Below are 20620 nucleotides of genomic sequence, written 5' to 3'. Positions count from 1 at the left end.
AAGCAGAGCCACGTGAGGCGGGTGATGCCTTTGAGCATCACCCGCCTCGACGGATGCCGGCCGGTGGACCTGTTCGCACCGGCGGAATTTCAGCGAGCCAGCGCCTCGTCGATGGAGCTGGCTCCGGTGGCCAGGGTGACCTGAGTGCCCCACGGATCGGTGACGTGAACGGAACGTCCGTCATCGGCGTAATCGAGGTTGTGCGCACGCAGTCGTGCGACCAGGGCGTCGAGGTCCTCACGGCCGGGAACGGTGATCGCAACATCGCCGAGACCGAGACTGGCGGCCCTGGGGCCGGCACCGCGGCTGTTCCAGGTGTTCATGGCGACATGATGGTGGTATCCGCCAGCTGCTGCGAAGAGGGCTCCGGGCATCGATGACAGGGAGGGCTCGAAGCCGATCGCGTCGACATAGAACTCGCGAGCCTGCGCGATGTTGCCGACCTGCAGGTGGACGTGGCCCACGATTCCGGCCTCCGCAGCAGTGTTCGCGAGGACATCCTCGTTGAGGTGGCGTTCGAGGAATCGGTTCGGATCGAGGTAGAGCGTGTCCATCTGGACCTCACCGTCGAGAGAATGCGTCCATTCCGAACGAGCGCGGTCGACGTAGAGTTCGATGCCGTTGCCTTCGGGGTCGGTGAAGTAGAAAGCCTGGCTGACCAAGTGGTCGCTGGAGCCGACGAAGGTGCTGTTCGTGTTCTGCGCGGCGTGGGCGACCGTTGCAGCCAGGGCTTCCTTGGTATCGAACAGGAACGCTGTGTGGAACAGCCCGGCCTGCTTGGGGTCGACGCCGGGCAGGCCCGGGGTGGCCACGAGCTTGACCAGAGGAGTGGTGCCGCGACCGAGCACACGGTGGACTTCGCCGTCGTAGGAAGTCTCTTCGAGCGATTCCATCGCCAAGGCGTTCGAGTAGTAGTTCGACATCTTCTCGAGATCGCCGACGCGCAGGGTCACTGCGTCCATACCGGTGGCCGTGCTGAGTCGCTTCTCATCGACGACAGGCGTCTTCAGGGCGTCAGGGGGCGGCGCATGGGTGGGGGTGGTGGGCATGCTGTTCTCCTGTGCCGATGGGATGTTGATGCCAGTGTAGATCGAGGTAGTTTAATATTCAACGTGTAATCCCTGCTAGAGCGGCGCCTATAGTCTTTGGGGTCAGAAGGGGTGTGACTCCGGGAGTCCGTGGCCGATCGAGATTGCGGCTTGTCGGACTTGGCGTCCCATCGAGTGCGTCTTCTCTTCAGGGAAGTCGTCGATCGTGCCGGTGATCTGGATTGCAGCGAGGATTCCATATTCCGCAGGGACGGCTGAGGCCACGCTGGCAACTCCCGGTTCCCGCTCTTCTCTCGAGATGGAGAAGCCGCGCGCGCGGATACCGGAGACGTCGTCGAGCAGAGCGTGTAGGTCGGGGGTGTTGTCATGCATGGATGACTCTTCGCATAGCGCTCTGATGGATTCGTCGTCAAGCTGGGCCAGGATCGCTTTTCCGCCGCCAGTTGTCAGGGGCAGTCGCGAGCCGACGACTAGCTCGTAGCCGAAGTTGCGGGCAATTCCTGCGCGGGACAAAGCGACTCGCTGTCCGTTGTGCTCTCGGTAGAGGGTGGATGTCAGCCCGGTCAGGGATGCGAGCTCGATGAGGACCGGTCGGGCTGCGCGGATCAGCGGGTTGGTCGTGGAAAAGGCGTGGGCGCCGAAGGTCAGTGCGATGCCTGGACGGTAGCCATTGCTGTCCCTTTCGACGCGATCGCGGGACTCGAGTACAGCGAGAATGCGCTGAGTTGTGGCGACTGGGAGTTCTGCGCGGCGAGCGATCTCATTCAGGCGAAGTGGCCCTCTTGAACTGTCGAGGATTTCGAGAACGTCGATGGCTCTCTCGAGCGATCTCATCGGCGATTTCTGGGTGGCCATATGCCTCCTGACGTCGGGTGACTCATCCGTGCGATTCCCATGCAGTGAGATTCTACTCCTCGGAAATGAAGTTCCGTTTTCAGCTACTGGATTCGATGTGTTGACAATCACTCGCGAACCCTGCAGTATTTCGTACTGCGAAAATAAGTCTCATAGAATGGTTGCGAAGATGCATGTAGCGGTAATTGGATTGGGTGAGGCGGGGGCTCTCTACGCTGAAGGCCTTGTGGGCCTCGGGTGGGAGGTGACCGGCTTCGACCCAGCGGACGTCCCGACTCCGCGCGGTGTCGCACGAGCGGAGACTCCTGAAGCGCTCGTGGCGACCGCTGATGCGGTGATGTGTGTGGTCGGCGGGCGGGCCGCTGTGCCCGCAGCGGAATCTGTTGCGGGCTTCCTGCCGGAGGACGCGATCTTCATCGACATGAACTCAGCCGCTGCCGCCGTCAAAAACGAAGTCGGCGAGACTGTCGGAGCTAACCGCTATGCAGACGTAGCGGTAGTCGGCTCAGTTCCTGAACACGGAGCAGCGACCCCTCTGGTCATCAGCGGTGAGGCTTCGGCGCATGCGGCGAAGGTATTTTCTCGACTCGGCGCGCCCGTGGAAGACATCGGTGGTGAGCCAGGCGACGCGGCCAAACGCAAACTGCTTCGCAGCACTTTCATGAAAGGTCTCGGCGCACTGATCGTCGAAACCCTGCACGCCGGTGAAGCCATGGGCGCCCGGGAGTGGGTGCTCGAGCAAGTCTCGGCTGAGCACTCGGGCGGAGTCGAAGCAGTCGAACGGCTCTTCTCGGGAACCATCAAACACGCAGTCCGCCGCGGTCACGAAGCTAGGGAAGCGGCGGAAATGATCGACTCTCTCGGTGCGCAGTCGACGATGTCTCGCGCTGCCGCCCGTTCCCACCAGCTCATCGCCGCCGCGTCCATGATGCCGACGAACGAGATCCTGGCTGCCTACTCGTCAGTGCCGGCCGCCAACATCGGCGATGCTCGTGAGCGGATGGGCTTGGTCGACGGGGGAATCAAGGCGCTGTCGCCCGGGGTGAAGGCCGTCGGGCGAGCCAAAACGGTCGTTGTCCCGGCAGGTGACAACCTTGTGCTGCGACAGGCTCTCGAAGAAGTCGAGCCCGGAGACTTCATCATGGTCAACGGCCAGGGGCACACCGACCGTGCGCTGCTGGGGGAGCTCATGGCCGAACGCGCCCGCAAACGCGGCGCGGTCGGAATCGTTGCCGACGGAGCGCTGCGCGATGTCCGTGACCTCGAAGAGATGGGTTTCCCCGCATGGGCTCGGGCGGTGAATCCGGCGGGTCCGTATAAGAATGGTCCAGGGCAGATCGATGTGCCGGTGGCCATCGGACGCGTGGTGGTCGAGCCCGGTGACCTTGTCGTCGCCGATGACGACGGAATCGTCGTCGTTCCTTGGGCAGAAGCGGCCGAGACGCTCGGCCTCGCTCAAGCCGTTCAGAACGACGAAGCCAGTCGTCGGCAGAAGATCATCGGAGGTGACCTGACATGATCGCCATCGCGGCTCTTGTCGCATTCATCGTCGTCATCATCGTCTGGAATGCGGTGGTCGGGCGCAATATCGGTGAAGCGATGACCTTGGGGTTCCTGGCTATCTGCATCTTCGCCGTCTTCGTCGGAGGAACGGCGGAGACTTCGGTACCCGCAATGATCAGGACATCGATCACTGATGCCTTGACCGAAGAGATCATGTTCGCGGCTCTAGCCTTCGTGTTCGTCTCCTACGCACTCGAACACACTCCGGTGCTGGCGAAGCTCGTCGATCTCCTCAACTCGCTCCTCGGCAGATTCCGCGGCGGTCATCTCTATACAACTACCGTTGCTGGGGCTATCTTCGGGGCAATCGCGCACATCGGCGCGGCAATCACTGCCGCCGTCGGTTCGATCACGATCCCATGGATGAAGAAGGCCGGCGTCAAACCTGAGATCGCAGCTACGGTAGCCTCAGGGCTGGCTGGCTTCGGCGTCAGCTTCCCGTTCTCGGGAACGATGTTCATCCTCGTCGGAGGACTTGTTGCCCAGGGGGCAATGGAATCCGACGAAATCGTCAAACCTTTGTTCTTCGCCGGTCTGTGGGCTCTGGCCTACCGTCTCATCATCGCCTTCTGGATCGTGCGAAAGTACAAGATCCCGGTTGTGCCCGCCGCGGAGCGCCTACCGGTCCGCACCAGTCTGACGAAGGGGTGGACGACGGTTCTCCTTGCCGTGCCGATCGCTGTTCCCCTGTTGATATCGTTCGGACCGCTCGCCACCGTGCTCGGTGAGTTCACCGGCGTAAGTTCGGAACTCGCACCGGGCCGTGAACTCGCCGACGGGACGGTCCTCGATCCGACGCCGTACGCTATGTCAGACGTCATCAGCCTGCTCACCTGGATCCCGGTCCTCATGATCGTGTGTGTTCTGTTCCTCGGGAGGAAATCTCTGCCGAAGAGTGCATCTGGCTGGTGGAAGCTGGTTCAGGGTTCTGCTCCGTCGTTCGGAGTCATCGGAATCACCATCTTCGCAGCGTTCTCAGCATCAAACCTTCTCGGCGAAATGGGTCTGGCGACCGAACTCGAATCCCTGCTCGCGCTCCTTGCGGTTCCGAAATGGCTCATGGCCATCGCCATCGGCGCGATCATCATCCTCATTGCAGTGCCGCTGACCGCCAGCGCAACCATGGCCGCTATCGGCCCGGTCGCCGTGATGACCATGGCGAGTACGGGTATACCGGTCCCTGTCGCGGCGGCAGCAGCGCTGATCTTCGCCTCGACTGAGGGGGCCTCGCCGCCATCGGGGGCACCGATCTATGTTGCGGCCGGCATCGCCGAGGTGGACCCAGGCAAGACATTCATCCCGCTGCTCAAGTACTACTGCGTGCCGCTGTTGGGTGTCGGCACACTCATCGCCCTCCAGATCCTTCCTGTCTGACCGTGCACAGCCAACGAAAGGCGCAATCATGAATGGCAATGCGGAATCAGCAGTCAAGACGGAACGTGGACGTTTCGAATCGATCTGCTCGCACCTGTTCGCACTCTCCACTGTCATCTTCCTTCTCGGCGGGGCCGTGATCGTCATCTGCCAGATGGTCCTCATCGTCGGGGCGAAGGGAATGATGGCCATGGTCATCGCGGAGACGGTCGGACCGTACGCGTTCGGCATGTCCTCGATCGCGGGCCTTCTGGCCTTCGTTCTCACTTACTTCCACAAAGGAGCGCCGAAAGATGGAGAAGACTGAGCACCCGAACTATGCGCAGCTGGAGACGAATACCCCGTCCGGATCATCGTGGGGAGTCTTCGGCGATCCCGACCGGGGCACGGCCAACTTCGCCGGTGCTACCGAGGTGCGCGAAGCAGCTGCTGCGGTGGTCAGGGGCGAGGTGTTCAACCTCGACTATTCACTCAGTGCCTTCGACCCGCCGATGGCTCGCGCCAGGCGTGCACCGGAACACGAGATCCTGTCGGCTCACTCGGAGTCCCGAGATGATGTGCTCCATGAGTTCTTCCTGCAGGCGACGTCACAGGTCGATGGACTTCGGCACCGCCGAGCCTCCGGGCACGGATTCTACGACGGAGTGGACGACGACGCGATCCAGGCGGGCGCTCCCGCCCTTGGCGTCCAAGCCTGGGCAGAACGGCCGATCGTCGGCAGGGGAATCCTCCTCGACATCGCGGGCCTCCTCTCTGATGAGGGCGCACCGCTCGATCACCGAGCCGGCCCTGTCCTCGAGGTCGACCACTTGGAACGAGCGTGTGCACGGCAGGACGTGAGCGTTCGTTCCGGTGACATCGTCATGGTGCACACCGGTTGGTCCTCGTGGTTCATCGGCTCCGGCAACGAGATCCGCGATGAGGTCCGTTCCGGGCGGCGCGCCACCGGTTTCCGGCAGTCAAGGGACCTGGCGCGTTGGATCTGGGACCACAAGGTGGCGACCTTCGCCACCGATACGTTCGCTGTTGAGGTCCTGCCGGTCGTGGAGGACAGCGACTTCCTCGAAACTGCGCCGGAGGACAGCGGGATGATGCATCAGGAGCTCATCGCGAAGCTCGGAGTGCCGCTGGGGGAGCTGTGGAACCTTGAGTCGCTGCTCGCGGACTCCGAGCAGACCGGACGCTGGGACGCGATGTGCATCATCAAGCCGCTCAACCTCGTCGGAGGAGTCGGATCGCCACCGAACGCTACTGCGATTCGGTGATTCGGGTGCCCCGCAATCCGTGATCTTCGCCGGTGTCGACGTTGACAGATCCGATAGATTCTCGGGCATGGAGCACAATCAGCGTCCGGAGGTGCCGAAAGCCGGCCGCACCGTCACTCACAAGGTCCTCAGTCTGCTGACGACCTTCGAGGAGCCGCGGCGCAGCTTCACACTCACCGAACTGGCCGAGGCGGCCCAGATTCCCCTGAGCACCGCGCACCGTCTGGTCAACGAACTCGTCGAGTGGGAGTTTCTCTCTCGCACTCCGCAGGGGCGATATCAGCTGGGACTGCGGCTGTGGGAGATGGGGCAGAACGTCGGCCGGCAACTGCGCGAGACGGCCCGACCCTTCATCCAGGATCTCTATTCGTTCACGGGCGAGACCTCCCAGCTCGCGATCCGCGATGGCCGTGAAGTGCTCTATATCGACCGAGTCTACGGAACGGAGCGGGTCCCGCGAGCATCACGGGTCGGCGGGCGCCTGCCGATGCACTCCACTGCCGTCGGGAAGGTGCTGCTCGCCTTTGAGGAAGACTGGCTCTCCGAGGCCTACCTGCGGCAGCCGCTCGACCAGGTCGCGCCGCGGACCGTGACGAATCCCGGGCTGCTTGCCGAGCAGCTCGAGCAGATTCGGACCGAGGGATTCTCTGTGACGAATGAGGAGCAGCGGCCAGGTGCATGTTCAATCGCAGTCCCTGTCTTCCATACCGGTCGAATCGGTTCGAGCATCGGCCTCGTCGTCGCATCCGAGAAAGCTGGTACATTGACTCGGCATCTGGCGGCGCTCAAGGGAATCAGCGAGCGGATCGAGGCGGCAACCGCGAGAATTCCTCTCGAGACGCTGCTGGGCTCACACCGCTGAGAGGACAGACCAGCAAGATCGGTTGTCGGTCACCAGTTTGCCGTCGGCAGGTTCGTCGAGCCTGCGTGCAGTCTCGGCCAAGGTGCTGCGCCGAAGTTTCGTCGGTCTTCCTTATAGTTCGCTGACCTCGGGAAAACACATCCGACGTCGTGTGAGGCGGCGAATTCAGCGCTTTCAAGTCGCTTCCGTTGAATGGAAGACAAGCCATCGAGAATCCCAGTCGCACCTGTAGGGTGATCATCACTGTTAGCAGTGACCCGCATCACAGGAGATGGAATGACTTTGCAATCCGCAGCAGAGACCGGCAAGTGCCCCTACAGCGGCGCGACTCAGGGGTCTCACCACGGGTACGAACCCTTCGACATGAAGAACCCCTTCCCGGCCTACGCCGAGATGCGCAAGGAAGAACCCGTGATGTTCGATGAGAGGGTCGGCTACTGGGTCGTCACGCGTTACGACGACATCAAGGCGGTCTTCGAAGACTGGGAGACCTTCTCCTCGGAGAACGCACAGGCCCCGGTGCGCAAACGCGGCCCGCAGGCCACGAAGATCATGAACGACGGCGGCTTCACCGCCTACTCGGGGCTCTCGGCACGTATCCCGCCCGAGCACTCCCGCATTCGTGAGATCGTGCAGAAGGCCTTCACGCCGCGACGCTTCAAGAAGCTCGAACCGGAGATCCGGGACAACGTCGTCAGTCGCGTCGAAACGATGCTGGAGCGTCCGGACAAGGACGGTGAGATCATCCGCGACCTCGCCTACGACATCCCAACCATCACCATCCTCACGCTCATCGGCGCCGATATCGGCAAGGTCGACACCTACAAGCGCTGGTCCGACTCACGGGCCGCCATGACGTGGGGCGACCTGTCGGATGAAGAGCAGATCCCACATGCCCACAACCTCGTCGAGTATTGGCAGGAATGCCTGAGCATCGTCGCCGATGCCCATGAGCACGGCGGAGACTCGATGACCGCCGACCTCGTCAAGGCGCAGTCCGAAGGCGCGGAGATCAGCGATCATGAGATCGCCTCCGTCCTCTACTCACTCCTCTTCGCCGGCCACGAAACCACGACGACGCTGATCGGCAACACCCTGCGAGTGCTGTTGGCTCATCCGGACCAGTGGCAGACGCTCATCGACGATGAGAAGAAGATCCCCGCAGCGGTCGACGAGGTGCTCAGGTATTCCGGCTCGATCGTCGGATGGCGCCGCAAAGCGCTGAAGGACGCCGAAGTGGGCGGAGTGAAGATCGCCGAAGGTGACGAACTGCTGCTGCTCATGGGTTCAGCCAACCGCGACGAATCCCGCTTCGACGGCGGAGAGGACTTCGACATCAGCCGGCCCAACGCCCGCGAACACCTGTCCTTCGGATTCGGCATCCACTACTGCCTGGGCAACATGCTCGCGAAGCTCCAAGCGAAGATCTGCCTGCAGGAGATCACCCGTCTGGCACCGAATCTGAAACTCGTCGACGACGCGGACATCGACTTCCGGGAGAATCTCTCGTTCCGCGTGCCCACATCCGTCCCGGTGACCTGGTGAAGGAGAAGACCATGAGTCTCGTGCAATCATTCGACTCCGCAGCCGAACCCCGGCTGGCCGACCTCGGCGGCAAAGGCGCCTCACTGGTGACCATGACCCAGGCAGGAATGCCCGTGCCGCCCGGATTCGTCGTGACGACAGAATCCTTCGACAGCTTCGTCTCCGAATCCGGCATCGCCGAAGAGATCGTGACCGAACTCGGAGCACTCAATCCCGATGACGTCGCCGAGGTGGATGAGATCTCCGCGCGCATCCGCAGCCGACTCACCGACTCCGAGGTGCCCGAAGCGGTTCGAACAGCCACGAAGACCGCCTTTGACGAACTCGCTGCCGCCTGCGGGGGCGAAGTGCCCATGGCCGTGAGGTCCTCGGCCACGGCAGAGGACCTGCCCGATGCCAGCTTCGCCGGTCAGCAGGACACTTACCTGTGGCTGACGGGCTACGCCGCGGTGACCGAGCACATCCGCCGATGCTGGGCTTCCCTGTACACCTCCCGAGCCATCATCTACCGACTGAAGAACAACATCCCCGATGAGGGTCTGTCCATGGCCGTCGTCGTGCAGAAGATGGTGAATGCGAAGACCGCGGGAGTGGCGATCACGATGAACCCCGCCAACGGCGACCGGTCGAAGATCGCAGTCGATGCCTCTTGGGGAGTCGGGGAGACCGTTGTCTCCGGTCTCGTCACCCCCGACAATGTTCTGCTGGACAAGATCACCCTCCAGATCGTCCACGAACACATCGGGGAGAAGCACATCGAACTCGTCCCCGCCGACGGGGAGCTCGCCGAACGCGAAGTCCCGGCCGCCCGTGCCGAGGTCCGGTGCCTCTCCGACGAGGAGCTGACGGAGGTAGCGACTTTGGCCAAACGGGCGGAGAAACATTACAAATGTCCGCAGGATATCGAATGGGCGCTCGATCGGGACCTGCCCGACGGCGAGAACCTGCTCCTGCTGCAGTCCCGGCCGGAGACAGTGCATTCCTCTGCAGAGAAGAAGACCGACAGAGAGCCCGACGCAGCGTCGAAGCCGGCCGCACCGGCGGCAGCGTCGACCGGAGGAATCGACCTCGGCTCGATCACTGCCTCCCTGATGAAGAAGAGCGGCTGAACCCGACCGCAGCGAACCTCACACACCACCGAACTCACGAACCACCGATGCAATGGAGCAGACAATGTCAATGAAGTCGTTTCCTCGTCCCTCCGATCTTCCCGTACCCGCGGGAGCCGAAGGCTGGGAGAAGATCTACCCCTACTACCTCGTGTTCCAGGACAGTCTGAAGGAGATCGAGGACGAGAAGTTCTGGTTCTGCGATTCGCAGCACTGGCCGACCGTGTTCAAGCCGTTCGAGACCATCGGCGGAGAGTTCGCCGTCAAGTGCCTGGGCCAGTACAACGCCCGCCACCTGATGATCCCCAATGCCAACGGCATCGACTTCCGCATCCACCACGGTTACCTGTACATGTCGCCCATCCCTGTGCCCGAAGACCAGATCGAGGCTCGACTGCCGGAGTTCCAAGCGCGCATCGGCCACTACTTCGCCAACTGGGAGCCGCTCCTGGAGCAGTGGAGGACGAAGGTCCGCGGAACCATCGATGAGATCGAAGCGCTCGACTTCTCGAAGCTTCCCGATATGGTCCCCATGGATGACATCCTCTCCGGCAAGGCCAAGGACGGATCCGAGCGACTGCTCGAGAACTTCGACCGGCTCATCCAACTCGCTTACCAGAACTGGCAGTATCACTTCGAATTCCTCAACCTCGGCTACATCGCCTATCTCGATTTCTTCAACTACTGCAAGGAGATCTTCCCCGACATTCCCGACCAGTCGATCGCGACGATGGTTCAGGGCGTGGACATGGAGCTCTTCCGCCCGGACGACGAACTCAAACAACTGGCCACCACGGCCGTCGAGCTCGGCCTGCAGTCGGCGTTCGACAACACCGACGACGCCGAGGCGACGCTGCAGGCCATCGCGGCAGCCGATGGAGGCACGGCCTGGCTGGCCCAGTGGGAGAAGGCACAGGACCCCTGGTTCAACTTCACCACCGGAAACGGCTTCTACGCCCACGACGAGTACTGGAAGGAGAAGTTCTCGATCCCGCTCGGTTTCATCGCCGATTACATCCGCCGCCTCGATGAGGGGCAGACGATCATGCGTCCCACTGATGCTCTCATCGAAGAGAAGGAACGCATCGTCACCGAGTATCGCGATCTCCTCGATGACGAGCAGGGAGCGACCTTCGAAGCCAAACGGCAGCTGGCCGCCACCGCCTACCCGTACGTGGAGAACCACAACTTCTACATCGAGCACTGGACGATGGGAGTGTTCTGGCGCAAGGTCCGCGAGCTCGCCGCAACTCTCGTCGAGCACGGAGTCTTCCCCGAAGCAGGCGACTTCCTCTACCTCAACCGCAACGAAGTCCGGGATGTCCTCTTCGACCTCGTCACAGCGTGGGGTGTGGGCGCCCCACAGGGGCCGATCGCCCCGGCCCACTGGCCGCCGATCATCGAAGAACGCAAGAAGATCGTCGCAGCTCTCAAGACAGCTCGTCCGCAGCCGGCACTGAACACCCCGCCGGAGGCCATCACCGAGCCCTTCACCCGGATGCTGTGGGGAATCACCACCGAACAGGTCCAGTCCTGGCTCGAAGCCGACTCCGACAACGTCACCGGTCTGTGCGGAATGGCCGCCTCGCCCGGCGTCGTCGAAGGAGTGGCCCGTGTGGTCATGGACGCCTCGCACATCCACGAGATCGAACAGGACGAGATTCTCGTCGCCCCGGTCACAGCACCCAGCTGGGGACCGATCTTCGGCAAACTCAAAGCCACCGTCACCGACATCGGCGGAATGATGAGCCACGCCGCCATCGTCTGCCGCGAGTACGCGCTGCCGGCCGTGACCGGCACGGGCAACGCCTCGACGACGATCCAGACCGGTCAGCGACTGCGCGTGGACGGAACCCGCGGCACCGTGGAGATCCTCGACCTCGAGGACACCGTTCCCGAAGTCAGTGGTCCCGGTGCTCATAGCCACGCCCACGCCACGGCAGCGAGCTGAACGATGGCTGATCCACGCACGGTGCTCATCACCGGCGCCGCCGGGGGATTGGGCCGCGCCTTCGCCGAAGGGTTCGCAGCGGCCGGCGACCGAGTGGTCGTCGCCGACATCAACCTCGCCGGCGCGGAGGAGACGGCCACGGCTCTGCGCGCCGCCTCGGCGGACGCCCTGGCCTGCGAGGTCGACGTCACCGACCGTGATTCCACGGTCAGCCTCGCCGAGGCAGCCGCGAACTTCGGGGGCGGCAGCATCGACGTCGTCGTCAACAACGCTGCGGTCTACGCCGGGATCACCCGGTCTCCCTTCGAGGGCATCGCCGAGGCCGAATGGGACCTCGTGATGGGGGTCAACCTCAAAGGCCCCTGGCAGGTGACGCGAGCAGTCAGCCCCCACCTGCCAGCGGGAGGAAGGGTCGTCAACCTGTCCTCGGCGACGGTGATGTCCGGATCCACCCAATGGGCGCACTATGTTGCGTCCAAGGGCGGGGTCATCGCACTCACCAGGGTGCTGGCAAAGGAACTGGGCACCAGGGACATCACGGTCAACGCAATCGCTCCCGGGTTCACACTGACCGAAGCCAGCTATGAGCTCATGGACGATGCAGCGACCTACGGAGTCGACCGCGGCGCCATCCGCCGTGCCAGCCAACCCGACGACATCGTGGGCGCCACGATGTTCCTCGCGTCACCCGAGGCCGGATACATCACCGGCCAGACACTCGTCGTCGACGGCGGCCGACAGTTCATCTGAACGCCTCAACCCGATGACACATCAACCACAGACCACCAGCACCACTGTAGGAAAGGGAATGACATGCCGACCGTACATTTCACCGATTCCGAAGGCACCACCCGCGATATCGACGCCAAAGTCGGCGACTCCGTGATGGAGACCGCTGTGCGCAACGGCGTGCCCGGCATCGTCGCCGAATGCGGCGGGTCCCTGTCGTGTGCCACCTGCCACGTCTTCGTCGCCGAATCCGACCTTGACGGGCTCGACCCGATGTCGGAGATGGAAGACGAGATGCTGTGGGGTACGACCGAGGACCGGGAGGAAAACTCCCGCCTGTCCTGCCAGCTCAAGATCACCGACGACACGGACCTGCACGTGACCACTCCGGAAACCCAGGTGTGACATGACTACGACAACACCCAGGTGTGACATGACTACGACAACGCAGCCGAGACCGGCCGATGCACAGAATCGACCGGCTCGCACACAGACCGGGATGCTCATCATCGGAGCCTCCCAGGCCGGAGTGCAGCTGGCGATCTCACTGCGGGGGACCGGATTCACCGAATCGATCACCCTCCTCGGCGAAGAAGATCATCGGCCCTACCAGCGCCCGGCCCTGTCCAAGGAGTTCCTGCAGGGCACGGTCGACAAAGAGAACCTCATCTTCCGCAGCGCCGAATACTGGGACGAACACAACATCGAACTCGTCAAGAACTCGCGCATCGAGAAGATCGAGAAGAACCCGGACGGCTCCGGAGTCGCCGTCGCCACCGACGGTGAGGAATACCCCTTCGCCCGTCTGGCACTGGCCGTTGGCGCGCGAGCCAGACCTCTCGAAGTGCCCGGCGCCGACCTTGCAGGAGTGACCTATCTGCGCAGCGCCGATGACGCTCTGTCGCTGAAGGGCAGCCTCGATGACTTCACCGATGTCGTCGTCATCGGCGGCGGATTCATCGGCCTCGAAGTCGCCTGTTCCCTGCACGGAATGGGCAAGAACGCCACCGTGCTCGAACACGGCCCCCGACTTATCGGACGCGCCGTCGGAGAGGAGACCTCCGAGTACTTCTATCAGGCACACCGCGAACGCGAACTCGACATCATTCTCAACTCCCGAGTCGAATCTCTCGTCGATGACGGCAGCGGACGTGTGTCCGGAGTGGCACTGGCAGATGGGACCGTGGTCCCCGCCCAGCTCGTCATCGTCGGCATCGGCGTCATCCCGAACACCGGATTAGCCGATCAGTTGGGTCTTAAGACCGACAACGGAATCGTCGTCGACCGCTATGCGCTCGCCTCCGACGGCACCACCATCGCAGTGGGGGACGTGGCGAACATGCCCAACCCGCTGCCGGATGCACCGGAGGGTGAGCGGATCCGCCTCGAGAGCGTGAACAACGCGATCGAGCATGCGAAGGTCGCGGCCTATTCGGTCTCGGGACGACGTGAGGAATACGCCGGCATTCCCTGGTTCTGGTCGAACCAGGCCGATATGAAGCTGCAGATCGCCGGACTGTCGATGGGCTTCGACTCCACCGTGGTTCGTCGCGACGACGAGAAGGGCAAGTTCAGCGTCCTGTACTACCGCGATGGGCAGATCATCGCAGCCGACTGCGTCAATGCTCCCCTGGACTTCATGGCCGTGCGCTCCGCTCTGGCGAAGAACCAGCAGATACCTGCCGACCAGGCCGGCGATATGAGCGTCATGCTCAAATCCATCGCCGTCGACCGAGAGGATCCCCGATGAACACCCGAACCGACAGCAGCAGCCGCGAACAGGACTACCCGAGCTGGGCGGCAGCAGAGTCCGGTGACACTGCAGCCGACCCTCGGGCCGTTCGCTTCGCCGCCGACTATCCCGTTCGACCCATCCCGATGGAGGGGACGGTCGACACACAGCCGATCTGTTCGACTCCGGGCAGCGGATTCGAGAAGCTGTGGAAGCTGATCGAACCGGAGACGCGCACCCGCGGCAATGATGTGCACCTGCCGATATCGGCCGCCTATGCCGAGCGTCTCTGCGAGGCCTACCCCTCGGCCGACCGTGAACTCGTGCTCGTCACGATCATCCTCCACGACACCGGCTGGGCACATGTCGACGAATCCCGGATCATCTCCGAAGGCTTCGGCGGTGACTGGCGCAGGGCCACGATCCGCTTCGAACATGAACGCGAAGGCTGCCTTGTCGCACGACGGGTATTGCCGGACCTCGGCTATTCCGAGGAATTCATCGAACGCGTCTGCGAGATCATCGACGGCCATGACACCCGCCCGGTAGCCTACAGCCTCGAAGACGCATTGGTCCGTGATGCCGACCGTCAGTGGCGCTTCGACCGGGCCGGAATCGCCCTGTCCGCATCGTGGTTCGATATGGACATGGCCACCTACACCGACCGGCTGCAGAGAGAGATCATCCCCGAACTCATCACCGAAGCAGCAGTGACCATGGCCGAAGAGGACCTGCGCCGTCAGCGCGATCTCCTGCGCACCGAGGTCATCCGATGAGCACCGTCGACACCGTCTCCACGACCCTGAGAAGGGCCGACCTGCGCAGAGACCTGCCGTACAGCCATGTCGATGACCATTTCATCGACGGGGCGTGGACGGAGTCAGCCGATTCCGAGCGCAATCCCGTCATCGATCCGGCGACGGACGAAGTGTGGGGCTCGGTGCCGGCCGCCACCTCGGCGGAACTCGATCGGGCCGTGACGGCAGCACAGGAATCGATGACCGAATGGGCGAGCCTGACCGCGGCCGAGCGGGCGGAATACCTGGTGCGGATCGCCGAGGAGATCGAAGCGCGAGCCGAAGACCTGGCACGGACGAACACGCTTGAGAACGGCACCCCGATCTCCGAGACCAGGGGAGCAGCGGCAAATGCTGCCGGAATCTTCCGCCACTTCGCCACCCTGTCCGGATGGATCGACGATGAGGACGTCCGTGACTTCCCTGCAGCCGCCGACTCCTATTCGGTGGTGCGCAAGGACCCGATCGGAGTCTGCGCACTCATCGCGCCGTGGAACTTCCCGATCAACCTCGTCGTCGTCAAGCTCGCTCCCGCGCTGCTGGCCGGGTGCGCCGTGGTCATCAAACCCGCCTCGGTGACCCCACTGTCCATCCGCTTCATCATCGACGCCGTAGCCGCGGCCGGAGTTCCCGCCGGTGTGGTCAATCTGCTCACCGGTCCCGGACGATTCGGCGATGCCCTCGTCCGACACCCGGGAATCAGCAAGGTCGCTTTCACCGGGTCGACGCCGGTGGGACGCCGCATCGCCGCCGTCTGCGGTGAGCTGCTGCGTCCGGTGACTCTAGAGCTCGGCGGCAAATCCTCAGCGATCGTGCTGCCGGACGCGGACCTCGACGCGATGGGGCGGGTGCTCGTGCGATCGTGCATGCGCAACACCGGGCAGACCTGCTATATCTCCACCCGGATCATCGCCCCGGCGTCCCGGTACGACGAAGTCGTCGAGGTGGTGCGCCGGACGATCGCCGAGGGCCGTCAGGGAGATCCGCTCGCCGAGGACACGATGTTCGGGCCCGTGGCCTCACGGTCACAGTACAAGACCGTTATGGAATACATCGCTTCCGCACACGAGGAAGGAGCGAGACCTGTCACCGGGGGAGCCGCAGCCGAGACCGATATCGACGGAAAGGCCGGCATGTTCATCCAACCGACGGTCTTCGCCGAGGTGACCCCGCAGATGCGCATCGCCCGGGAAGAGATCTTCGGCCCCGTGATCTCGGTGCTGCGCTACGACGATTCGCAGGGACCTGACGAAGCCATCGCCCTGGCCAACAATACGGACTTCGGGCTCGGAGGAATCGTCTTCGGCGGCGATGCCGCCGCCGCTCAAGAGGTGGCCGAGAAGGTCGACTCCGGTTCGGTGGGGGTGAACTTCTTCGGTTCGAACCATTCGGCGCCATTCGGCGGGCGTCACGATTCGGGACTCGGTGTCGAATACGGCATCGAGGGGCTCAGCCAGTACATCACCTATCAGTCGATCCATCGGAAGCGGTGAGCACGACTAAGGGGTGATCGCGCTCTGTGTGACCACGCGCAATGTGACCGAGGCGATGCGGCACCAGTCGATACTCGCCGATAGGCTGGTGCCCATGAGGTTCGATTCGAAGTCCACCCCTGCGCTAGTCGTTGCGGGACTCCTGACGGCCACACTCATCGGGCTCAGCGGCTGCGGCTCTGAAGCGGACTCTTCAGCCGAGCCCGAGTCGACGCCGGCGGCGACCGTCGATGTCGTGGAGCAGGGCTTCGATTCCCTCGATGAACTCTCGGACTATGTGGCGCAGTCCTTCGATGGAGTCGAGGTGAGGCTCGAATCCGAGACGAACCCCGACTTCAACGAGGAGACCGAGCCCGAACGCCTCCATGTCGAATTCGCGTCGGACGAGAACGCGGCAAAGGACAAGGAGGCCACCGCAATCATCGTCCAGGCGGCCTCAGATGCGGCCTTCGACTACGACATCCTCATGGTTACCGGAGTCGTTTCGGCAGGGGAGTGGTCGTACCTCTACGACCGATCGACCGTCGAGGATCTCAGCGCTGAAGGTCAGATCGTCGTCGCCGACATCTGGGACTCAGCCGTACAGAGCTTCGACACTATTCATCGGTGAGTCTCTGCCGCCCTACTTCTCGACGGCGACTCCGTCGGCGTCTGCGAAGACCATCGCTCCGGGGCGGATCGTCGCACCGCCGATCTCCACGGTCACGTCGATCTCACCGGCGCCGTCCTTTGCGCTCTTGCGCGGATTGCTGGCCAGGGCCTTGATGCCGAATTCCATCTCAGCCAGTGCCTCACGGTCGCGGACGGCGCCGTTGATGACGACACCGTTCCAGCCGTTTCGGACCCCCGCCTCGGCGATCATGTCACCCATGAGGGCAGTGGCGATCGAACCGTCACCATCGATGACGAGCACGGCGCCGTCGCCAGGCTGATTGAGGGTCTGCTTGACCAGGGCGTTGTCCTGGAAGCAGCGGATCGTGCGGGCCGGTCCGGAGAAAGAGGTCTTAGCCCCGAAGTCGCCGAAGTTCAGGGCGATCGAATACAGCTCCTCGCCGCGTTCGTCCCACAGGTCTGCTGTCGAAACTGTCATCTGTCTGCCTTCCGTTGGTGATGGGCGATTGGGGTACTCAGGCGAACGCTTGGGTGCGGGCAAAGAGTCCGGGGACTCCGCCGGAATGGATGAAGACGACCGCGTCCTCGGAAGAGAAGCGGCCGGATCTGATGAGGTCGATCAGGCCGGCCGCTGCCTTGCCGGTGTAGACAGGGTCGAGGAGGATTCCCTCGGTGCGGGCGAAGAGACGCACAGCCTCGACCATCTCAGGCGTCGGCAGAGCATATCCGGTCCCGAAATAGTCACCGAGTCCCTTCGCAGCATCGCGGGGTACAGGGGGCAGGTCGAGGAGCCGTGCCGTGGAATCGACGAGGTCGACGATCTTCGGTTCCTGATCCGCCTGTGTCCTGCTGACGTTGATGCCGATGACCGGAGCATCGCTTCCTGCGCTGTGGAGGCCGACGATGAGTCCGGCCTGCATCCCGGCCGAACCGCTGGGCGTCACGATCGTAGGGGAGCCCAGCCCCGCCTCGGCGAATTGGTCGAGCAGCTCGTGTGCACAGTCGACGTAGCCGAGCGCACCGATCGGATTCGACCCGCCTACCGGGATGACATACGGGTTCCTGCCTTCGCCGCGCAGCTTCTCGGCTAGAACCTCAGCCTCGCCGAGGAGGTCGGCCCCGTGACCGAGCACCGTGACCGAATCCGCGCCGAGGAGATCGAAGAGCAGGAAATTGCCCGTGTACTCCGGCGGATTCGACCCCGCCGGACCAAGGGCGGTGCCCTCCGCGCCGAGGTCTTCTTCGACGATGAGGTGGCAGTCGAGGCCCTCGACGCGTGCAGCGGATAGGGTCAGTCGGCAGTGGTTGGATTGGACCCCGCCGACGGTGATGAGCGTGTCCGCACCCTGGTACAGGGCCTCGGCGATGAGGAACTCGAGCTTGCGCGTCTTGTTCCCACCTTGGGTCAGCCCCAGCTTGTCATCACGTTTGATCCAGATCTGCGGCCCGCCGAGTTCTGCGGACAAGCGCCGCAGATGCTCGAGCGGCGTCGGGCCATCGGTGTACCTGCGACGAGGGAGTTCATTCAGGGCGACCATGGTTCCCGAGTCTACCGAGCGTGTCGGCCGTGCAAACAAGACGCTGGTCGGAATCTGGTCAATAGGATGACGGCGGGGCGTCCTCAGCTCACGAACTCGACCTCACGAACGGCATCGCCGATTCCCTCTGCCGCGATGGCGTTTCTCACCGTCAGGGTCATGACTTCATGGGTGCGAAGGTTCGTATAGGACACCCAGGTGTAACCCTTGCCGGAGTCGGCCGAGGTGCGGTGCCAGCGTTTGGTGTGATCGTCGCTGTGCTCGGCGAGGGCGTCGACGACGGTGCGTGTGGCGAGATGATTGATCATCACGTCGTCGCCGATGCCATAGGCCGCGACCAGTCTGTCCGCGTATTCGGCTGCATGGATCGGGTATCCCGAGCTCTGAGGTGCCTGTGCAGAGCTGGTCGCGGATGCAGCATCGTCGGACGCCGTTGCAGGTCCTGCGGCGACCCCCAGAGAGGTGAAGCCGGCAATTGCGGCGATTCCCCACACTGCGGCGTGACTGCGAATGGTGATGGGCATGGTGACTGCTCCTCTTCCAGGTCAGGATCGTTGCTGGAGAAGAGTATCGTCGGCCCAGGTGAGGGTCGGTTCCAGGAATCTGAGCAGAAGCTGAGAGGCCGAGTCGCAATTGCGGAAGTTCTATTGCGTTCCTATGACATCTCTGAGACATTCGGCCGGAAGGGGCCTTGTCCGAATCCGTGGGTTCGGAAGTATGACAGATTCACTGAGCTTACGGAATCGAATCGTGATCACCTTCGGCCTCGTCCATCCAGTCCTTGCCGTCGAGGATGCGGGCGACGATCATCGAACTCGCTTGATCTCCGACCGCGTTGACCGTGGTGGCCGGGGGATCGATGACGGTGCCGATGATCTGGATGATCGGCAGTGCCGCCGCCGGGAAGCCGTAGAGGGTGATGATCATGAGTTCGCCGATGAAGCCGCCGGACGGGATCCCCGCCATGACCATTCCGGCCAGCAGCGCCACCGCAATGGCGATGAGGATGTTCTCCGGCGTGAAGAAGTCGCGCTGGAACACTGCGAAGAGGAACGCGATCTTGAGGATCGCAGACAGGCTTGAGCCTTCCATGTGGATCGTGGCGCCGATCGGCACGATCGTCTCGCGGATGTCCCGGGGGACTCCGATCTTCTCCCCCGCGCGCAGGTTCGCCGGGATCGCCGCCACCGAGGAGGACGTGCCCAAGGAGATCGCGGTGGGCTCGAGGATGTTGCCCCAGAACCGGGAGACGCCTCGGCGGCCGCCGGCGAGGTACGAGTATAAGGTGAACGCGAGGACGAAGTAGGCGATCGCCACCGGATAGTAGACGAGGAAGGCGCGAACATAATCCCCCACGAGCTGGGAACCGAGGTCGCCGATGAGGGCGGCGAAGTAGGCGCCGAGGCCGATCGGGGCGTAGTACATGATGATCGAGGTGAACTTGAGGAACACCTCGGTGCCGGAGTTCAGGAACTGAGTGAACGGCTTGCCCGCATCGCCGATCCTGCTGGTGGCGAAGCCGACGATGACGGCGAATACGATGAGGGCGAGCATATGCTCGGCGGACAGGATCTTCGAGAAGTCGTCGACGACGACGGTCTGGACGAGCTGGTCGCCTATGGATCCGACGTCCTCGACGTTCTCCGGCTCCTGCATCTCCACTTGGACGCCGTCGGTGGCGTTGAAGATGCGCAGCGCCGCGACCATGACGATGGAGGCGATGACGCCGGTGACGGCGAAGACGCCGAGCATGCTGCCCATGATCTTGCCCAACCTCGCGGCCGAGGACATTCCCGCGACCGCGGACGAGATGGAGAAGAAGACGAGCGGCACAACGAGAGTGAACATCATGTTGATGAACAGGGTGCCGAACGGCTTGATGACAGTTGCACGCTCACCGAAGACGAGGCCGATGATCGCACCGATGACCACGCCGGTGAGGATGAAGAGCGGGAAGCGGTAGTTGCGGAGGATCCTGAGGAATCCCGACGGCTGCGACTTGGTGCCGGAAGACTGCGCCGGCGAGGCAGCAGGGGAGGACATAGGCTCGGCCTTTCTTTTCAGCTTCGCAATTCCGCAGACTCTGCGGCGTGGCGTCATGGCCCTCGCGATCCTACCTGGGCACAGCGAAACCCGGCACGCGGAG

General features: G+C 63.1%; 20 protein-coding genes. 14 read left to right on the top strand and 6 right to left on the bottom strand.

Features of this window, described 5'->3' with window-relative positions:
• Positions 1-89 precede the first annotated feature (89 nt).
• Positions 90-1049: a VOC family protein gene (locus tag BLU88_RS14100; RefSeq protein WP_092015199.1), complete on the bottom strand. Its 960-nt coding sequence runs from the start codon at positions 1047-1049 to the stop codon at positions 90-92.
• Positions 1050-1151: 102 nt separating this feature from the next.
• Positions 1152-1904, bottom strand: a complete 753-nt coding sequence (locus tag BLU88_RS14095) for an IclR family transcriptional regulator (RefSeq protein WP_092015196.1) — start codon at positions 1902-1904, stop codon at positions 1152-1154.
• A gap of 157 nt (positions 1905-2061) precedes the next feature.
• On the opposite strand from BLU88_RS14095, the gene BLU88_RS14090 reads away from it, so the two are divergent.
• The 14 genes from BLU88_RS14090 (at position 2062) to BLU88_RS14025 (ending at position 16934) form a co-directional block, all read left to right on the top strand.
• Positions 2062-3423, top strand: a complete 1362-nt coding sequence (locus BLU88_RS14090) for an RraA family protein (protein WP_231939436.1) — start codon at positions 2062-2064, stop codon at positions 3421-3423.
• Positions 3420-4841 carry a TRAP transporter large permease subunit gene (locus BLU88_RS14085; RefSeq protein ID WP_092015190.1) on the top strand — a complete coding sequence of 474 codons (1422 nt, stop codon included), beginning with the start codon at positions 3420-3422 and terminating at the stop codon, positions 4839-4841. Before BLU88_RS14090 ends, BLU88_RS14085 begins: the two co-directional genes overlap by 4 nt.
• A gap of 28 nt (positions 4842-4869) precedes the next feature.
• Entirely contained in the window at positions 4870-5148 is a 279-nt protein-coding gene (locus BLU88_RS14080; RefSeq protein ID WP_092015187.1) for a hypothetical protein, read from the top strand.
• The gene (locus tag BLU88_RS14075) at positions 5135-6106 is read left to right on the top strand and encodes a cyclase family protein (RefSeq protein WP_092015184.1); all 972 of its coding nucleotides are present in this window, start codon (positions 5135-5137) and stop codon (positions 6104-6106) included. The genes BLU88_RS14080 and BLU88_RS14075 overlap by 14 nt, the downstream gene beginning before the upstream one ends.
• Positions 6107-6173: 67 nt before the next feature.
• On the top strand, positions 6174-6968 hold the full coding sequence (locus BLU88_RS14070) for an IclR family transcriptional regulator (protein WP_092015181.1): 795 nt from the start codon (positions 6174-6176) through the stop codon (positions 6966-6968).
• Positions 6969-7244: 276 nt separating this feature from the next.
• Complete coding sequence (locus tag BLU88_RS14065) at positions 7245-8513, top strand: cytochrome P450 (protein WP_092015178.1); 1269 nt, start codon at positions 7245-7247, stop codon at positions 8511-8513.
• An 11-nt stretch (positions 8514-8524) separates the two neighbouring features.
• Positions 8525-9622 (top strand): PEP/pyruvate-binding domain-containing protein, encoded by a 1098-nt coding sequence (locus BLU88_RS14060; protein WP_092015175.1) that lies wholly within the window; start codon positions 8525-8527, stop codon positions 9620-9622.
• 70 nt (positions 9623-9692) lie between these two features.
• Entirely contained in the window at positions 9693-11573 is a 1881-nt protein-coding gene (locus tag BLU88_RS14055; protein ID WP_231939435.1) for a PEP-utilizing enzyme, read from the top strand.
• Positions 11574-11576: 3 nt separating this feature from the next.
• Positions 11577-12323 (top strand): SDR family NAD(P)-dependent oxidoreductase, encoded by a 747-nt coding sequence (locus BLU88_RS14050; protein ID WP_092015169.1) that lies wholly within the window; start codon positions 11577-11579, stop codon positions 12321-12323.
• Between the two features lie 63 nt (positions 12324-12386).
• The gene (locus BLU88_RS14045) at positions 12387-12707 is read left to right on the top strand and encodes a 2Fe-2S iron-sulfur cluster-binding protein (RefSeq protein WP_092015166.1); all 321 of its coding nucleotides are present in this window, start codon (positions 12387-12389) and stop codon (positions 12705-12707) included.
• A 28-nt stretch (positions 12708-12735) separates the two neighbouring features.
• Positions 12736-14052 carry an NAD(P)/FAD-dependent oxidoreductase gene (locus BLU88_RS14040; protein WP_092015163.1) on the top strand — a complete coding sequence of 439 codons (1317 nt, stop codon included), beginning with the start codon at positions 12736-12738 and terminating at the stop codon, positions 14050-14052.
• The gene (locus BLU88_RS14035; RefSeq protein WP_092015161.1) at positions 14049-14810 is read left to right on the top strand and encodes an HD domain-containing protein; all 762 of its coding nucleotides are present in this window, start codon (positions 14049-14051) and stop codon (positions 14808-14810) included. Before BLU88_RS14040 ends, BLU88_RS14035 begins: the two co-directional genes overlap by 4 nt.
• Positions 14807-16324 (top strand): aldehyde dehydrogenase family protein, encoded by a 1518-nt coding sequence (locus tag BLU88_RS14030; RefSeq protein ID WP_092015158.1) that lies wholly within the window; start codon positions 14807-14809, stop codon positions 16322-16324. Before BLU88_RS14035 ends, BLU88_RS14030 begins: the two co-directional genes overlap by 4 nt.
• Positions 16325-16418: 94 nt before the next feature.
• Entirely contained in the window at positions 16419-16934 is a 516-nt protein-coding gene (locus BLU88_RS14025) for a hypothetical protein (protein ID WP_157689129.1), read from the top strand.
• A gap of 12 nt (positions 16935-16946) precedes the next feature.
• Here the strand turns inward: BLU88_RS14025 and rraA are convergent, their stop codons facing one another.
• The 4 genes from rraA to BLU88_RS14005 all read right to left on the bottom strand — a co-directional run bounded on the left by rraA (position 16947) and on the right by BLU88_RS14005 (position 20517).
• Positions 16947-17414: a ribonuclease E activity regulator RraA gene (rraA, locus tag BLU88_RS14020; RefSeq protein WP_092015152.1), complete on the bottom strand. Its 468-nt coding sequence runs from the start codon at positions 17412-17414 to the stop codon at positions 16947-16949.
• 37 nt (positions 17415-17451) lie between these two features.
• Positions 17452-18474 (bottom strand): D-cysteine desulfhydrase family protein, encoded by a 1023-nt coding sequence (locus BLU88_RS14015; protein ID WP_092015149.1) that lies wholly within the window; start codon positions 18472-18474, stop codon positions 17452-17454.
• 83 nt (positions 18475-18557) lie between these two features.
• Positions 18558-18998 carry a hypothetical protein gene (locus tag BLU88_RS14010; RefSeq protein ID WP_092015146.1) on the bottom strand — a complete coding sequence of 147 codons (441 nt, stop codon included), beginning with the start codon at positions 18996-18998 and terminating at the stop codon, positions 18558-18560.
• 211 nt (positions 18999-19209) lie between these two features.
• A complete protein-coding gene (locus BLU88_RS14005) occupies positions 19210-20517 on the bottom strand; it encodes a dicarboxylate/amino acid:cation symporter (protein WP_092015143.1) in 1308 nt (435 codons plus the stop codon).
• Between the last annotated feature and the right edge of the window lie 103 nt (positions 20518-20620).

The organism is Brevibacterium siliguriense, assembly GCF_900105315.1.
GTDB classification, from domain to species: Bacteria; Actinomycetota; Actinomycetes; order Actinomycetales; family Brevibacteriaceae; genus Brevibacterium; species Brevibacterium siliguriense.
Note: the sequence above shows the minus strand (reverse complement) of the source record. Positions and strands in the feature narration are given on the sequence as shown.

Coding starts and splice junctions, on each gene's coding strand:
- BLU88_RS14065 (WP_092015178.1), top strand. CDS start 7,245: ATGACTTTGCAATCCGCAGCAGAGACCGGCAAGTGCCCCTACAGCGGC.
- BLU88_RS14035 (WP_092015161.1), top strand. CDS start 14,049: ATGAACACCCGAACCGACAGCAGCAGCCGCGAACAGGACTACCCGAGC.
- BLU88_RS14070 (WP_092015181.1), top strand. CDS start 6,174: ATGGAGCACAATCAGCGTCCGGAGGTGCCGAAAGCCGGCCGCACCGTC.
- BLU88_RS14090 (WP_231939436.1), top strand. CDS start 2,062: ATGGTTGCGAAGATGCATGTAGCGGTAATTGGATTGGGTGAGGCGGGG.
- BLU88_RS14060 (WP_092015175.1), top strand. CDS start 8,525: ATGAGTCTCGTGCAATCATTCGACTCCGCAGCCGAACCCCGGCTGGCC.
- BLU88_RS14050 (WP_092015169.1), top strand. CDS start 11,577: ATGGCTGATCCACGCACGGTGCTCATCACCGGCGCCGCCGGGGGATTG.
- BLU88_RS14030 (WP_092015158.1), top strand. CDS start 14,807: ATGAGCACCGTCGACACCGTCTCCACGACCCTGAGAAGGGCCGACCTG.
- BLU88_RS14095 (WP_092015196.1), bottom strand. CDS start 1,904: ATGGCCACCCAGAAATCGCCGATGAGATCGCTCGAGAGAGCCATCGAC.
- BLU88_RS14010 (WP_092015146.1), bottom strand. CDS start 18,998: ATGCCCATCACCATTCGCAGTCACGCCGCAGTGTGGGGAATCGCCGCA.
- BLU88_RS14005 (WP_092015143.1), bottom strand. CDS start 20,517: ATGTCCTCCCCTGCTGCCTCGCCGGCGCAGTCTTCCGGCACCAAGTCG.
- rraA (WP_092015152.1), bottom strand. CDS start 17,414: ATGACAGTTTCGACAGCAGACCTGTGGGACGAACGCGGCGAGGAGCTG.
- BLU88_RS14075 (WP_092015184.1), top strand. CDS start 5,135: ATGGAGAAGACTGAGCACCCGAACTATGCGCAGCTGGAGACGAATACC.
- BLU88_RS14045 (WP_092015166.1), top strand. CDS start 12,387: ATGCCGACCGTACATTTCACCGATTCCGAAGGCACCACCCGCGATATC.
- BLU88_RS14015 (WP_092015149.1), bottom strand. CDS start 18,474: ATGGTCGCCCTGAATGAACTCCCTCGTCGCAGGTACACCGATGGCCCG.
- BLU88_RS14025 (WP_157689129.1), top strand. CDS start 16,419: ATGAGGTTCGATTCGAAGTCCACCCCTGCGCTAGTCGTTGCGGGACTC.
- BLU88_RS14055 (WP_231939435.1), top strand. CDS start 9,693: ATGAAGTCGTTTCCTCGTCCCTCCGATCTTCCCGTACCCGCGGGAGCC.
- BLU88_RS14100 (WP_092015199.1), bottom strand. CDS start 1,049: ATGCCCACCACCCCCACCCATGCGCCGCCCCCTGACGCCCTGAAGACG.
- BLU88_RS14080 (WP_092015187.1), top strand. CDS start 4,870: ATGAATGGCAATGCGGAATCAGCAGTCAAGACGGAACGTGGACGTTTC.
- BLU88_RS14085 (WP_092015190.1), top strand. CDS start 3,420: ATGATCGCCATCGCGGCTCTTGTCGCATTCATCGTCGTCATCATCGTC.
- BLU88_RS14040 (WP_092015163.1), top strand. CDS start 12,736: ATGACTACGACAACGCAGCCGAGACCGGCCGATGCACAGAATCGACCG.